Raw genomic sequence first — 15,000 nt, 5'->3', positions numbered from 1 at the left:
CGGGTGCGCCGTGACCGCCGTCGGTCGGTGTCCATTGCAGGTCCGCATGAGGGTCCTGAGACAGGGGAGCCAGGTGATCCGTCTCTGGCGCGAATACCCAACTGGAGAGTGATCGTGGCAAAAAAGATAAATGCATATATCAAGTTGCAGGTCAAGGCAGGCGAGGCCAATCCGAGTCCGCCCGTCGGTCCCGCACTTGGCCAGCATGGCGTGAACATCATGGAGTTCTGCAAGGCGTTCAACGCGCGCACGCAAGAGCTCGAGAAGGGGATGCCGATCCCGGTGGTGATCACTGTCTACTCGGATCGTAGCTTCACCTTCATCACCAAGACCCCGCCGGCGTCGGTCCTCTTGAAGAAGACGGTCGGGATTCAGAAGGGCAGTCCGAATCCGAACACCAACAAGATCGGTGTCGTGAGCCGTGAGCAGCTCGAGCAGATCGCGACCAGCAAGATGCCGGATCTGACTGCGGCGGATCTGGATGCGGCTGTCCGCACCATCGCGGGCAGTGCGCGGGCGATGGGGCTTGAGGTCGAGGGTGTAATCTGATGGCTCAGTACTCGAAACGCATGCGCGCGATTCGTGAGCAGGTGGAGCGTGGCAAGCTCTACCCGGCGGAAGAAGCCTTTGAGCTCTTGAAGAACCTGTCGCGGGTCAAATTTCCCGAAAGCATCGACGTGGCCGTGAATTTGGGCGTTGACCCCCGAAAATCCGACCAGGTCGTCCGTGGCTCGACCGTGTTGCCGCACGGTATCGGGAAGACGGTTCGGGTGGCGGTGTTCGCACAGGGAACGGCGGCGGATGCCGCGACCGAGGCCGGTGCCGATCGCGTCGGCTTCGATGACCTCGCGGAGGACATCAAGGCCGGACAGCTCGATTTCGACGTCGTGATCGCCTCGCCGGATGCGATGCGTTTGGTCGGTCAGCTCGGCAAGATTCTCGGACCGCGGGGCCTGATGCCGAATCCCAAGGTGGGGACCGTGACGCCGGACGTTGCGGAGGCCGTTCGCAATGCGAAGGCGGGCCAGGTGCGCTATCGCACCGACAAGGCCGGCATCATCCATTGCCCGCTGGGCAAGGCCGATTTCGAGCCGGTCAAGCTCCGGGAGAATCTCGAGGCGCTTCTCGGTAACCTGATGAAGGCGAAGCCGAGCAGCTCCAAGGGCGTGTATATGAGAAAGGTCACGGTCTCCAGCACCATGGGGCCGGGCCTGACAGTGGATCACTCTGGGCTCAGTTATTGAGGTGATCTTGCGGCGCCCAGAGGCTCCGCAATCCAGGGCCTTCTTTGGGGTCCCGGCGCATGCCGGGAGCCGTCAAAGACCGCAGGTGTCTCCGGTGCCGGTATGGATTCGGGGTTGGAGACTTAATGGCTTGCCTGCCTGCGCAGACGGTGCTCCCGAATCAGTCTTGAGTGCTGGTGACGGTGCACACAATCGTCCCCGAGTGCGTGCCGGATGCGCGCCCGTCGGGGGCACCGGCAACCGCCGGTTTACCGAGTCATGAGGTGACGAACGTGGCGCTCAATTTTGCGCAAAAAGAAGCCATCGTTGCCGAAGTCGCGGAAGTCGCCAGAGGTGCTCATTCGGCCATTGGAGCCGAGTATCGGGGCTTGAGCGTGGCAGAGATGACACGACTACGCGTGGAGGCACGCAAGTCCGGGGTCTATGTCCGCGTGGTCAAGAACACCCTCGCCAGGCGTGCGTTACAAGACACCGACTTCGCGTGCATGAGTGAAGGGCTTAAAGGTCCCTTGGTTCTCGCATTCTCGCAGGAAGATCCGGGTTCGGCGGCGCGTGTCATGGAGGCCTTTGCGAAGGAGCACAACAAGGTCGAGGTGCGATTGGTCGCACTCGGAGGCAGACTCCTCGCCCCTTCGGAGATCGGCAATCTTGCGAAGATGCCGACCTACGAGCAGGCGATCAGTTTGCTGATGGCCGCCTTGAAGGCCCCTGTGCAAAAGCTTGCGGCGACCATCAACGAGGTGCCGGGCAAGCTGGTCCGCACCGTCGCCGCGATTCGCGATGCCAAAGAGGCCGCCTAGGCCGCCTGCATTCACCAGCAACCCACATTCAGACAGGGCTCAGGAGTATCCAATGGCCGTCTCAAAAGATGAGATCCTCGAAGCGATTGGCAACATGACCGTGCTTGAGGTCGTCGACCTCATCAGCGCGATGGAAGAGAAGTTCGGCGTTACCGCCGCTGCTGCCGTGGCCGCTCCGGCGGCCGGCACGGGCGGGGGCGGCGAGGCTGCGCCGGCCGAGGAGCAGACCGAGTTCGACGTCGTACTGGCGTCGTTCGGTGCGAACAAGGTTGCGGTCATCAAGGCCGTTCGCGCGATCACCGGCCTCGGCTTGAAGGAGGCGAAGGACGCCGTCGAAGGCGCTCCGACGACCCTGAAGGAGGCCATTTCAAAGGGCGAGGCCGAAGAGGCCAAGAAGCTGCTCGAAGAGGCTGGCGCCACCGTCGAAGTGAAGTAACGGCGCATTGCGTCGACTCCTCTTCGGCAGGACCTTTGGGCTGGCGGCGACGAGCCGCCGGCCTTTCGGCGTTGGGATCTGAGGCCCCGGCTTTCGCGCGCCTACAAGGTCCGGCAATGCGGCGTGGATGATCGTACCCTAACGGTCCGCCGCGCTACTCGCGATCCGCACCCGCGTTCACACCCGTCAGGGACCCAAGCACGTATCTTGAGGGAAGGGCATCATGGCCTATTCGTTCACCGAAAAAAAGCGCATCCGTAAAGACTTTGGCAAGCGTCCAAGCATCCTGGACGTGCCTTTCCTGTTGGCGACGCAGATCGATTCCTATCGGGAGTTTCTGCAGGCCGATCGGCCGGTCGAGGAGCTTCGCGATGTCGGGCTGCATGCCGCCTTCAAGACTGTTTTTCCGATTGAGAGCTACTCCGGTAACGCGGTGCTCGAATACGTCAGATATCGGCTCGGCGAGCCAGTCTTCGACGAGCGCGAGTGTCATCTGCGCGGGGCGACCTTTGCGGCGCCGCTGCGCGTGTTGTTGCGTCTCGTGATCTATGACAAGGAGGCCCCGGCGGGCTCCAAAGTAATCAAAGACGTGCGCGAGCAAGAGGCCTACATGGGCGAAGTGCCGCTCATGACCGGCACGGGCACCTTCATCATTAATGGCACCGAGCGGGTGATTGTGTCCCAGCTGCATCGGTCACCAGGTGTCTTCTTCGATCACGACAAGGGCAAGACGCATTCGTCCGGTAAGCTTCTCTTCTCGGCGCGGGTGATTCCCTACCGCGGGTCTTGGCTCGATTTCGAGTTCGATCCGAAGGACAACGTCTTTGTGCGGATCGACCGTCGCCGCAAGCTGCCGGCGACCGTTCTCCTGCGTGCGCTCGGCTATGGGGTTGAGGACATCCTCCAACGCTTCTTTGAGACGGACACGTTTCGGATCAAGGATCGCTCGGTTACCCTCGACCTGGTGCCCGAGCGGCTGCGGGGCGAGACGATCGGTTTCGACGTCCGCATCGGCGACGAGCTGCTCGTCGAATCGGGGCGCCGGGTGACGGCGCGACATATCCGCGAGCTCCAGAAGGCGGGGATCGAGCGTTTGGAGGTCCCGTCAGATTTTCTCATCGGCCGCATTCTTGCTCATGCACAGGTCGACACCGACACCGGCGAGGTGATTGCGGAGGCCAACGCCGAGATCACTCCGGATCTGCTGGACACCCTGTTCGAGAAGGGGATCGAGACCCTCGAGACACTCTTCGTAAACGACCTCGATCAGGGGCCCTATATCGCCGAGACCCTGCGGATCGACCCGACGACCAGCGATCTTGAGGCACAGGTCGAGATTTACCGGATGATGCGCCCGGGCGAGCCGCCGACCAAGGAGGCGGCCCAGAATCTATTCCACAACCTGTTCTTCACACCGGACCGTTACGACCTCTCGGCTGTTGGTCGGATGAAGTTCAACCGGCGGCTCGGACGTGCCTCGGAAGACGGGCCGGGGGTCATCTACGACGGACGCTACTTCAGCCGGCGCACGGATGAGCTCTCGAAGCGCCTCTGCGCGGAGCACGGCGAGGCGTCCGACATTATCGATGCCCTCAAGGTGCTCGTTGACCTGCGCAATGGACGAGGCAGTGTCGATGACATCGACCACCTGGGCAACCGGCGGATCCGCTGCGTCGGTGAGATGGCCGAGAACCAGTTCCGCGTGGGCCTGGTGCGGGTGGAGCGCGCCGTCAAGGAGCGTCTGTCCTTGGCCGAGTCTGAGGGACTGATGCCTCAGGAGCTGATCAATGCCAAGCCGGTGTCGGCGGCCATCAAGGAGTTCTTCGGCTCCAGTCAGCTCTCCCAGTTCATGGACCAGAACAACCCCTTGTCGGAGGTCACACACAAGCGTCGCGTCTCGGCGCTCGGTCCAGGTGGGCTGGCACGGGAGCGGGCCGGATTCGAGGTGCGCGATGTCCACCCGACCCATTATGGGCGGGTCTGCCCGATCGAGACGCCGGAGGGTCCCAACATCGGCCTAATCAACTCGCTGGCCGTCTACGCGCGCACCAACTCCTATGGCTTCCTGGAGACCCCTTACCGCAAGGTCGAGGGCGGCCGTGTGACCATGGACATTCAGTATCTCTCGGCGATCGAAGAGGGGAACTTCGTGATCGCCCAGGCCAATGCCACGCTCGATGGAGACGGTTACCTGACCGATGCGCTGGTCTCCTGCCGTCATGCCAACGAGTTCACCATGCGGGCCCCGGGAGAGGTCCAGTTCATGGACGTCTCGCCTCGCCAGATCGTGTCCGTGGCGGCATCGCTCATCCCCTTCCTCGAGCACGACGACGCGAATCGCGCCCTGATGGGCTCGAACATGCAGCGTCAAGCGGTTCCGACCTTGCGCGCGGAGAAGCCCCTGGTCGGCACGGGTATGGAGCGTGTGGTAGCGAAGGACTCGGGTGTCTGCGTGGTGGCGCGGCGAGGGGGCGTGATTGAATCGGTCGATGCCGCGCGGATCGTGGTCAGGGTCAACGACGAAGAGGCGGTCCACGGGGTCCCAGGGGTCGACATCTACAATCTGACCAAGTACACGCGGTCCAATCAGAACACGTGCATCAATCAGCGTCCGCTCGTCAAGTGCGGCGATGTGATCGGCCGCGACGACGTCCTGGCCGATGGTCCCTCGACCGACATGGGTGAGCTCGCCCTGGGCCAGAACCTGCGCGTCGCCTTTATGCCCTGGAACGGTTACAACTTCGAGGACTCGATCCTTATCTCGGAGCGGCTCGTCCAGGAAGACCGCTTCACCAGCATCCACATCGAGGAGCTGGCCTGTCTGGCGCGAGACACCAAGCTCGGGCCCGAGGAGATCACCAGCGACATCCCCAACGTGGGCGAGTCGGCCCTGGCCAAGCTCGACGAGTCGGGCATTGTCTACGTGGGCGCCGAGGTACGCGACGGCGACATCCTGGTGGGCAAGGTGACGCCCAAGGGCGAGACCCAGCTCACCCCGGAGGAGAAGCTGCTGCGGGCCATCTTCGGCGAGAAGGCGTCCGATGTGAAGGATACGTCGCTGCGGCTGCCTTCCGGCATGAGCGGAACCGTCGTCGATGTCCAGGTGTTCACACGCGACGGGGTGGAGAAGGACAAGCGGGCGCTCGAGATCGAAGAGATGGAGCTCGACCGCGTCCGCAAGGACTTCGCCGACCAGCAACGCATCATGGAGAACGACACCTTTCAGCGCGTCGAGCGGTTGCTGGTGGGCAAGGTCGCGGATGGCGGTCCCCAGGGTCTTGCGGCGGGCTCGAAGGTGACGAAGGCCTACCTCTACGACCTCGCGGGTCAAGGGTCGCGAGATCAGTGGCTCGAGATCCGCATGCGGTCCGAAGACGTGGCCACTCAGCTCGAGGCGGTCGCCGGGCAGATCAAGCAGCAGAGGGAGGAATTCCGCGATCGCTACGAGGTCAAGAAGCGCAAGATCTCCAGCGGCGACGACCTGGCTCCCGGCGTGCTCAAGATGGTGAAGGTCTACGTGGCGGTCAAGCGGCGCATTCAGCCGGGTGACAAGATGGCCGGGCGGCACGGCAACAAAGGGGTCATCTCCAAGGTGGTTCCGGTCGAAGACATGCCCTTCTCGGCCGACGGCGAGCCGGTCGATATCGTCCTGAATCCGCTGGGTGTGCCCTCGCGCATGAATGTCGGTCAGGTCCTCGAGACACATCTCGGCTGGGCGGCCAACGGGCTGGGTGTAAAGATCGAGCGGATGCTCCGCGCGCAGGCTGCCGTCGCGGATCTACGTTCCTTCCTGGAGCAGATCTACAACAACAGCGGTAAGCGCGAAGACCTGGACAGCTTCAGCGACGACGAGATTCGCGATCTTGCCCGGCACCTGACACGGGGGGTGCCTCTGGCGACGCCGGTTTTCGATGGGGCCACGGAAGAAGAGATTCGCGCGATGTTGCAGCTGGCCGAGCGCGACAATTCGCAGCAGGGTATCCCAAGCGGTCAGACCATTCTCTTCGACGGTCGCTCGGGTGACCCCTTCGAGCGCCCCGTCACGGTCGGGTATATGTACATGATCAAGCTCAACCACCTGGTCGACGACAAGATGCATGCGCGCTCGACCGGCCCTTACAGCCTGGTGACTCAGCAGCCATTGGGCGGGAAGGCTCAGTTCGGTGGTCAGCGCTTCGGTGAGATGGAGGTCTGGGCACTCGAGGCCTACGGTGCCGCCTATACCTTGCAGGAGATGCTCACGGTGAAGTCCGACGACGTCAACGGCCGCACCAAGATGTACAAGAACATCGTCGACGGCGACCATCGCATGGAGGCCGGCATGCCGGAGTCGTTCAATGTGCTGGTGAAAGAGATCCGTTCGCTTGCCATCAACGTCGAGCTCCATCAGGACTAGATGGCACGGGGCACACCACAGGCACAGTTGCGTTAAGCCGCGGGCGTCGGCCTGGCAGGTCGAAGTCCACCGGCGTTGCGCACGATGCCACCTCGGCGCAGGGCTTCAACGCTCGTCTGAACGCGGATAAACGCCATCGCAGGCAGGAGATCAAGATCTTGAAAGATCTATTGAAAATTATCAAGCAACAGGGTCAGGCTCTGGAATTCGACGCGATCAAGATCGGGCTCGCCTCCCCCGAGATGATCCGTTCCTGGTCCTATGGCGAGGTCAAGAAGCCCGAAACCATCAACTATCGCACCTTCAAGCCGGAGCGCGACGGGCTTTTCTGCGCCAAGATCTTCGGCCCGATCACGGATTACGAGTGCATCTGCGGAAAGTACAAGCGGCTCAAGCACCGTGGCGTCGTGTGCGAGAAGTGCGGCGTTGAGGTCACCCTGGCCAAGGTCCGCCGTGAGCGGATGGGACATATCGATCTTGCGAGCCCGGTCGCCCACATCTGGTTTCTGAAGTCCCTGCCGTCGCGAATCGGCCTTCTGCTTGACATGACGTTGCGCGACATCGAGCGTATCCTCTATTTCGAGTCCTTCGTGGTGGTGGATCCGGGCTTGGTGCAAGACCTGGAGCGCGGACAGTTGCTCAATGACGAGCAATACTTGGAGGCGCTCGAGGCCAATGGCGACGAGTTCGACGCGCGCATGGGCGCGGAGGCCGTGTACGAGCTGCTGCGCACCATCGACATGCCCGCCGAGATTCGGCGCATGCGCGAGGAGATCGAAAGCACCAACTCCGAAACCAAGATCAAGAAGCTGTCCAAGCGGCTCAAGCTGATGGAGTCGCTGCTCGGCTCCGGCAATCGCCCTGAGTGGATGATCCTCACCGTTCTGCCCGTCCTGCCGCCGGAGCTCAGACCCCTGGTGCCCCTCGACGGCGGTCGTTTTGCGACCTCGGATCTCAATGATCTCTACCGCCGAGTGATCAACCGCAACAATCGTCTGAAGCGGCTCCTGGACCTGGTCGCGCCCGACATCATTGTGCGCAATGAGAAGCGCATGCTCCAGGAGTCGGTTGATGCCCTGCTGGACAACGGGCGGCGCGGCCGTGCGATTACCGGGACCAACAAGCGTCCATTGAAATCGCTCGCCGACATGATCAAAGGGAAGCAGGGCCGGTTTCGCCAGAACCTGCTCGGAAAGCGCGTGGATTACTCCGGACGCTCGGTCATCGTGGTCGGCCCGACACTGATGCTGCATCAATGCGGTTTGCCCAAGCGGATGGCCCTCGAGCTCTTCAAGCCCTTCATCTTCAGCAAGCTGCAGCTGCGTGGCTTGGCCGCCACCATCAAGGCCGCGAAGAAAATGGTCGAGCGCGGGACCCCGGACGTCTGGGATATCCTCGATGAGGTGATCCGCGAGCATCCGGTGATGCTGAATCGAGCCCCCACCCTACATCGGCTCGGCATCCAGGCCTTCGAGCCGGTCCTGATCGAGGGTAAGGCAATCCAGCTCCATCCGCTCGTCTGCACCGCCTTCAACGCCGATTTCGATGGCGACCAGATGGCGGTGCATGTGCCGCTGTCACTGGAGGCGCAGCTCGAGGCCCGCGCACTCATGATGGCCTCCAACAACATCCTCTCTCCCGCCAACGGCGAGCCCATCATCGTCCCCTCGCAGGATGTGGTGCTCGGTCTCTATTACATGACCCGCGAGCGGGTGAGCGCGCGAGGGGAGGGGTGCTTCTTTTCCGACATCGACGAGGCGCGCCGTGCCTATGAGACGGGCCATGCCGATCTGCATGCGCGCTGCAAGGTGCGCATTCGGGAGGTGATCAAGCAGAAGGATGGCTCGATGCATGAGTGCACCGGCATCAAGGACACGACCCTGGGACGCGCCCTGGTGTTTGCGATCGTGCCGGATGGCCTGCCCTTTGAGCTGGTCGACCGCGCGCTTGGCAAAAAGCAGATCTCAAAGCTAATCAACACCTGCTACAGGCAGCTTGGCCTCAAAGAGACGGTGGTCTTCGCCGATCAGATCATGTATCTGGGTTTCCGGATGGCGACGCGCGCGGGCGTTTCGATCGGCCTGGAGGACATGGCCGTGCCGGAAGAGAAGGCTGCGATCCTCGCGGGCGCCGAGAAGGAGGTCAAGGACATTCAGGACCAGTATGCCTCCGGTCTGGTGACCAATGGTGAACGCTACAATAAGGTCGTGGACATCTGGTCACACACCAATGATCGAGTCGCAAAATCGATGATGAGCAAGCTCGGCAAGGACAGCGTCATCGACCGCGACGGCAACGTCGTGACTCAGGATTCGTTCAACTCGATCTACATGATGGCCGACTCCGGGGCACGCGGCTCGGCGGCGCAGATCCGGCAACTCGCCGGGATGCGCGGTCTCATGGCCAAGCCGGACGGCTCGATCATCGAGACACCCATCACGGCGAATTTCCGCGAGGGCCTGAACGTCATCCAGTACTTCATCTCCACGCACGGGGCTCGGAAGGGTCTGGCCGACACCGCCTTGAAGACTGCCAACTCGGGATACCTGACCCGCCGGTTGGTGGACGTGGCGCAGGACATGGTCGTGCTGGAGGAGGACTGCGGCACCGAGGGCGGTCTCGTGATGGCGCCGATCATCGAAGGTGGTGATGTCGTCGAGCCGTTGCGTGAGCGTATCCTGGGTCGGGTGGCCGCGACCGATGTCTATCGTCCGGGAACCGATGAGCTCGCCTGCGAGGCCGGCACCTTGCTCGATGAATCCTGGGTGGAGCGCTTCGAGACCTTCGGCATCGATCAGGTGCGCGTGCGTTCACCGATCACCTGCGAGTCGCGCCTTGGCGTTTGTGCGCAGTGCTATGGTCGCGATTTGGCACGCGGTCACCGGGTGAACCTGGGCGAGGCGGTCGGCGTCATCGCCGCCCAGTCGATCGGGGAGCCGGGGACCCAGCTCACCATGCGCACCTTTCATATCGGCGGAGCGGCGTCCCGGGCCGCGGCGGTCAACAGCATCGACATCAAGAACTCCGGCTCGGTGCGGCTGCACAACATCAAGACAGTCGAGCACCACTCCGGAAAGAACCTCGTGGCGGTCTCGCGTTCCGGTGAGTTGACCGTGGTCGATGAGCGGGGACTCGAGAAGGAACGCTACAAGGTCCCCTATGGAGCAAGCCTTCGCGTGGCTGACGGCGATCCCGTCAATCCGGGCGACGTGGTCGCCAATTGGGACCCCCACACCCACCCGGTCGTCACGGAGGTCGCCGGGACACTTGCGTTCGAGGACTTCCTCGAGGGGGTCACCGTGCAGGCTCAAGCCGACGACGTCACTGGTCTGACCTCGCGCGTGGTCATCGATCCCAAGCAGCGGCCCGCGGCGGGCAAGGACCTGCGCCCGATGGTCAAGCTGCTCGACCAGGACGGCAGTGAGCTCAAGATCGCGGGCACCGACCTGCCGGCGCGCTATTTCCTGCCGGCGGGCGCGATCGTCAGCGTCGAGGACGGGGCCAAGGTCGGTGTGGGGGACATCCTGGCACGCATTCCCCAAGAGTCGAGCAAGACGCGCGATATCACGGGTGGGCTTCCGCGTGTGGCGGATCTGTTCGAGGCCCGCAAGCCGAAAGAGGCCGCCTTGCTGGCGGAGGCGAGCGGCACGATTGGCTTCGGCAAGGATACCAAGGGCAAGCAGCGCCTCATCATCACCACGGACGATGGCGAGACGGTCGAGGAGCTGATCCCCAAGTGGCGCAATGTGAACGTCTTCGAGGGAGAGCGCGTCGAGCGTGGCGAGATGATCGCCGATGGCGAGTTGGCCTCACACGACATCCTGCGCCTTAAAGGAATCACGGCATTGGCCGAGTACCTGGTCAAGGAGATTCAGGACGTCTACCGTCTTCAAGGCGTCAGGATCAACGACAAGCACATCGAGGTCATCGTTCGCCAGATGCTCCGCAAAGTCGAGGTGACATCGGCGGGCGATACCCGGTTGCTGCGCGGTGAGCAGGTCGAGCATTCGGCGGTTCTCGACGAGAACAAGCGTGTCATGGCCGAGGGCAAGCAGCCGGCGCTCTATGAGCCGCTGCTCCTTGGTATCACCAAGGCCTCTCTGGCGACCGAGTCCTTCATCTCGGCCGCGTCCTTCCAAGAGACGACCCGGGTCCTGACTGAGGCCGCTGTCCGTGGCTCAACCGACCGGCTGGCGGGTTTGAAGGAGAACGTGATCGTGGGGCGCCTGATCCCCGCCGGCTCCGGTTTGGCCTACCACCTCGACCGACGCCAGCAGCGACAGATCGAGGCGCAAGCCTCCTCCAAGGTCGAGATGGCGCCAGAGGAGCTCGAAGAGGCGCTGAAGAAGGCGCTGAATACGTCGGATGCCGGTTAAATGCTGATCGAATCGGCGCCTTGGTCGGTCCAATCCGTCGGGCCGCCCGGTTGACACGTCTTGGGTGCCTCCCTATACTGCCCTGTCTGAGCTAGCCGGCTTCTTGCCGGCTAGCCTCTTTTTTTCTTGGTCCGGTTCTTTGGTCTGGGCACCCATCCGCCCGGTCCCCGAGTCGATCGATCGCATTCGTGCGGCGAGGCTGGCTGCCTGTCCAGCCGGCCGGCGGCCGTTCAGCAGTCGTTTGACACTCGGTAACTTGAGGGTCGTGTTTTCGGCGCCGAGACGCCACTGGAGACTGATTGTATGGCAACGATCAACCAACTCGTCCGAAAGCCCCGGAAGCGAAACGTGGCGAAGAGCACCGTGCCCGCGCTGGAGGCTTGCCCGCAGCGCCGTGGCGTGTGCACCCGGGTCTACACGACCACGCCCAAGAAGCCCAACTCGGCATTGCGCAAGGTTGCGCGCGTGCGGTTGACGAATGGCTATGAAGTCGCCTCGTACATCGGCGGCGAGGGGCACAACCTCCAGGAGCACTCGGTCGTCCTCATCCGCGGCGGACGTGTCAAGGACCTCCCGGGTGTGCGCTATCACACGGTGCGTGGGACGCTGGATACCTCGGGCGTCGAGAAGCGTCGGCAGGGCCGGTCCAAGTATGGCGCGAAGCGGCCGAAGAGCTGAGCCCGGACACTGAATCAGTCCAACGAGCGAAGTCGGAGTCGAAACCAACATGCCGAGAAGACGCGTTGCTGCCCGTCGCCAGATCCTTCCCGATCCGAAGCACGGAAGCGAGCTTTTGACGAAATTCATCAACATGATGATGGAGGACGGCAAGAAGTCGGTCGCCGAACGAATCATCTACCGGGCACTCGATCAGGTCGCCGAGAAGAAAGGAGGGCGTCCTGTCGAGCTGCTCGAGCAGGCGATGGACAACGTGCGCCCGGCGGTCGAGGTGAAGTCGCGTCGGGTGGGCGGTGCGACCTATCAGGTGCCGGTCGAGGTTCGGTCCACCCGTCGTAACTCCTTGGCCATGCGTTGGATTATCGATGCCGCCCGCAAGCGCTCGGAGAAGTCGATGGCGCTGCGGTTGGCAGGCGAGCTGATGGATGCGGCCGATGCCCGCGGGTCGGCGGTGAAGAAAAAAGAAGATACCCACCGGATGGCCGAGGCGAACAAGGCCTTCTCCCATTACCGCTGGTAGCAGCGGAGATCGGCTTTCATTGAAGCAGGACGGATACAGTCGTGGCACGTAGCACCCCAATCGAGCGGTATCGAAACCTCGGCATCATGGCCCACATCGATGCCGGGAAGACCACTACCACCGAGCGCGTCCTGTTCTACACGGGTGTGTCGCACAAGCTCGGCGAGGTCCACGATGGTGCCGCAACCATGGACTGGATGGAGCAGGAGCAGGAGCGCGGTATCACGATTACCTCGGCTGCGACGACCTGCTTCTGGAAGGGGATGAGCCGCGAGCGCCCTGAGCACCGGATCAATATCATCGATACGCCCGGGCACGTCGATTTCACCATCGAGGTCGAGCGTTCGCTGCGCGTGCTCGACGGTGCCTGTGCCGTCTTCTGTGCAGTCGGCGGGGTTGAGCCTCAGTCCGAGACGGTGTGGCGCCAGGCCGACAAATATGGCGTTCCGCGCATTGCCTTCGTGAACAAGATGGACCGGATGGGTGCGAATTTCTTTCGTGTCGTGCAGCAGGTCAAGGACCGGCTAGGCGGAAATGCCGTGCCGATCCAGGTCCCGATCGGCGCCGAAGAGGACTTCCAGGGCGTCGTCGATCTCGTCAAGATGAAGGCGGTTTACTGGGACGAGGCCTCGCGCGGAATGGAATACGAGCTTCGCGAGATCCCCGGCGATCTCCAAGATCTCTGCGTCGAATGGCGCGAGCGCATGGTGGAAGCGGCGGCCGAGGCCAGCGAAGAATTGATGGAGAAGTATCTCGAAGGGCACGAGTTGACAGGTCAGGAGATCCAAGAGGGTTTGCGTGCGCGGACCTTGAAGAGCGAGATCGTCCCGATGTTGTGTGGGTCGGCATTCAAGAACAAGGGCGTTCAGGCGATGTTGGACGCTGTGATCGACTACATGCCCTCACCGGTCGACGTCCCCGCCATCAAAGGGATCCTCGACGACAAGGAAGAGAGCGAGGCTGAGCGGCCGTCGTCGGATGACGCCCCGTTCGCCGCACTTGCATTCAAGATCGCCACCGACCCTTTCGTCGGGACGCTGACCTTTTTTCGGGTGTACTCCGGTGTGCTGAAGTCCGGCGACTCCGTTTACAACCCGGTCAAGACCAAGAAAGAGCGCATCGGGCGCATCCTGCAGATGCACGCGAACGAGCGGCAGGAGATCAAGGAGGTCCGCGCGGGCGATATCGCGGCGGCGGTCGGACTGAAGGACGTCACGACCGGAGATACGCTCTGCGATCAGAACCACGTTATCACGCTGGAGCGCATGGAATTCCCCGAGCCGGTCATCTCGGTCGCGGTCGAGCCCAAGACCAAGGGCGATCAGGAGAAGATGGGCGTCGCGCTGTCGAAGCTCGCACAGGAGGATCCGTCCTTCCGCGTGCACACCGATGAGGAGTCCGGTCAGACCATCATCTCCGGGATGGGAGAGCTACACCTGGAGATCATCGTCGATCGCATGCGCCGGGAGTTCAAGGTCGAGGCCAACGTCGGTGCGCCCCAGGTCAGCTATCGCGAGACCATCCGCAAGTCGGTGGAGCAGGAGACCAAGTTTGCCCGCCAGTCCGGCGGTCGCGGGCAGTACGGCCATGTGTATCTGCGCATCGAGCCGCAGGAGCCGGGTACAGGTTACGAGTTCGTCAATGCCATTGTCGGCGGGGTCGTGCCCAAGGAGTACATTCCTGCCGTCGACAAGGGAATCCAGGAGGCCATGAAGAACGGCGTCCTGGCAGGTTTCCCAATGGTGGATATCAAGGTCACGCTCTACGATGGCTCCTATCATGAGGTCGATTCGAGCGAGATGGCGTTCAAGATTGCGGGCTCGATGGGGGTGAAGGAGGGAGCGGCCAAGGCGAAGCCGGTGCTGCTCGAGCCGATCATGAAGGTGGAGGTTGTCACCCCCGAGGAGAACATGGGCGACGTGATGGGCGACCTCAACAGCCGGCGCGGGATGATTCAGGGGATGGACGACGCGCCATCCGGCAAGATCATCCGGGCAGAGGTCCCCTTGTCCGAGATGTTCGGCTATGCGACGGACCTTCGCTCGGCGACCCAAGGTCGGGCGACGTACAGCATGGAGTTCTGTAAGTACAACGAGGTGCCCGCCAGCATTGCCGAAGCGGTCTCCAAGAAACAGTAACGAGTGACAGGGGAAGAGCGGGATGTCCAAAGAGAAATTCCAGCGCAGCAAGCCGCACGTCAACGTGGGGACGATTGGTCACGTGGACCATGGAAAGACGACGTTGACGGCGGCGATCACGATGCACCAGGCGAAGAAGTTTGGTGGTGAGGCGCGCGCCTACGATCAGATTGACAATGCGCCGGAAGAGCGTGAGCGTGGGATCACGATTGCCACGGCGCATGTGGAGTACGAGACGGAGAAGCGGCATTACGCGCACGTGGACTGTCCGGGGCATGCTGATTATGTGAAGAACATGATCACGGGGGCGGCGCAGATGGACGGGGCGATCCTGGTGGTGTCGGCGGCGGACGGGCCGATGCCGCAGACGCGTGAGCACATTCTGCTCTCGCGCCAGGTGGGTGTGCCCTAC

The 15,000-nt window shown here is 62.5% G+C and carries 10 protein-coding genes; all 10 read left to right on the top strand.

Translation table 11 applies throughout. The features are described from left to right. Positions 1-114 precede the first annotated feature (114 nt). Positions 115-549 carry a 50S ribosomal protein L11 gene (gene rplK / locus LJE61_RS06345; protein WP_296914882.1) on the top strand — a complete coding sequence of 145 codons (435 nt, stop codon included), beginning with the start codon at positions 115-117 and terminating at the stop codon, positions 547-549. After that, positions 549-1,244, top strand: coding sequence for a 50S ribosomal protein L1 (rplA, locus tag LJE61_RS06340; protein ID WP_296914880.1), 696 nt, complete (start codon positions 549-551; stop codon positions 1,242-1,244). Before rplK ends, rplA begins: the two co-directional genes overlap by 1 nt. Positions 1,245-1,516: 272 nt before the next feature. Next, positions 1,517-2,044 carry a 50S ribosomal protein L10 gene (gene rplJ, locus LJE61_RS06335; RefSeq protein WP_296914889.1) on the top strand — a complete coding sequence of 176 codons (528 nt, stop codon included), beginning with the start codon at positions 1,517-1,519 and terminating at the stop codon, positions 2,042-2,044. Between the two features lie 52 nt (positions 2,045-2,096). Continuing rightward, on the top strand, positions 2,097-2,480 hold the full coding sequence (gene rplL, locus LJE61_RS06330; protein ID WP_296914877.1) for a 50S ribosomal protein L7/L12: 384 nt from the start codon (positions 2,097-2,099) through the stop codon (positions 2,478-2,480). 223 nt (positions 2,481-2,703) lie between these two features. Beyond that, the gene (rpoB, locus tag LJE61_RS06325; protein ID WP_296914875.1) at positions 2,704-6,876 is read left to right on the top strand and encodes a DNA-directed RNA polymerase subunit beta; all 4,173 of its coding nucleotides are present in this window, start codon (positions 2,704-2,706) and stop codon (positions 6,874-6,876) included. Between the two features lie 158 nt (positions 6,877-7,034). After that, positions 7,035-11,252, top strand: a complete 4,218-nt coding sequence (gene rpoC / locus LJE61_RS06320) for a DNA-directed RNA polymerase subunit beta' (RefSeq protein ID WP_296914873.1) — start codon at positions 7,035-7,037, stop codon at positions 11,250-11,252. A 303-nt stretch (positions 11,253-11,555) separates the two neighbouring features. After that, positions 11,556-11,930, top strand: a complete 375-nt coding sequence (gene rpsL / locus LJE61_RS06315; RefSeq protein ID WP_296914870.1) for a 30S ribosomal protein S12 — start codon at positions 11,556-11,558, stop codon at positions 11,928-11,930. A 49-nt stretch (positions 11,931-11,979) separates the two neighbouring features. Beyond that, on the top strand, positions 11,980-12,450 hold the full coding sequence (gene rpsG, locus LJE61_RS06310) for a 30S ribosomal protein S7 (protein ID WP_296914867.1): 471 nt from the start codon (positions 11,980-11,982) through the stop codon (positions 12,448-12,450). A 41-nt stretch (positions 12,451-12,491) separates the two neighbouring features. After that, positions 12,492-14,588, top strand: a complete 2,097-nt coding sequence (gene fusA / locus LJE61_RS06305) for an elongation factor G (RefSeq protein WP_296914864.1) — start codon at positions 12,492-12,494, stop codon at positions 14,586-14,588. A 22-nt stretch (positions 14,589-14,610) separates the two neighbouring features. Then, the coding region (locus tag LJE61_RS06300; RefSeq protein ID WP_296914861.1) for a GTP-binding protein at positions 14,611-15,000 on the top strand (390 nt) is incomplete at its 3' end.

The organism is Thiocapsa sp., from assembly GCF_022340925.1.
Taxonomy (GTDB): Bacteria; Pseudomonadota; Gammaproteobacteria; order Chromatiales; family Chromatiaceae; genus Thiocapsa.
Note: the sequence above shows the minus strand (reverse complement) of the source record. Positions and strands in the feature narration are given on the sequence as shown.

Bases quoted from the DNA above. Each gene is read 5' to 3' on its own strand.
- rplA (WP_296914880.1), top strand. From the start codon at position 549: ATGGCTCAGTACTCGAAACGCATGCGCGCGATTCGTGAGCAGGTGGAG.
- rplL (WP_296914877.1), top strand. From the start codon at position 2,097: ATGGCCGTCTCAAAAGATGAGATCCTCGAAGCGATTGGCAACATGACC.
- rpsG (WP_296914867.1), top strand. From the start codon at position 11,980: ATGCCGAGAAGACGCGTTGCTGCCCGTCGCCAGATCCTTCCCGATCCG.
- rpsL (WP_296914870.1), top strand. From the start codon at position 11,556: ATGGCAACGATCAACCAACTCGTCCGAAAGCCCCGGAAGCGAAACGTG.
- rpoB (WP_296914875.1), top strand. From the start codon at position 2,704: ATGGCCTATTCGTTCACCGAAAAAAAGCGCATCCGTAAAGACTTTGGC.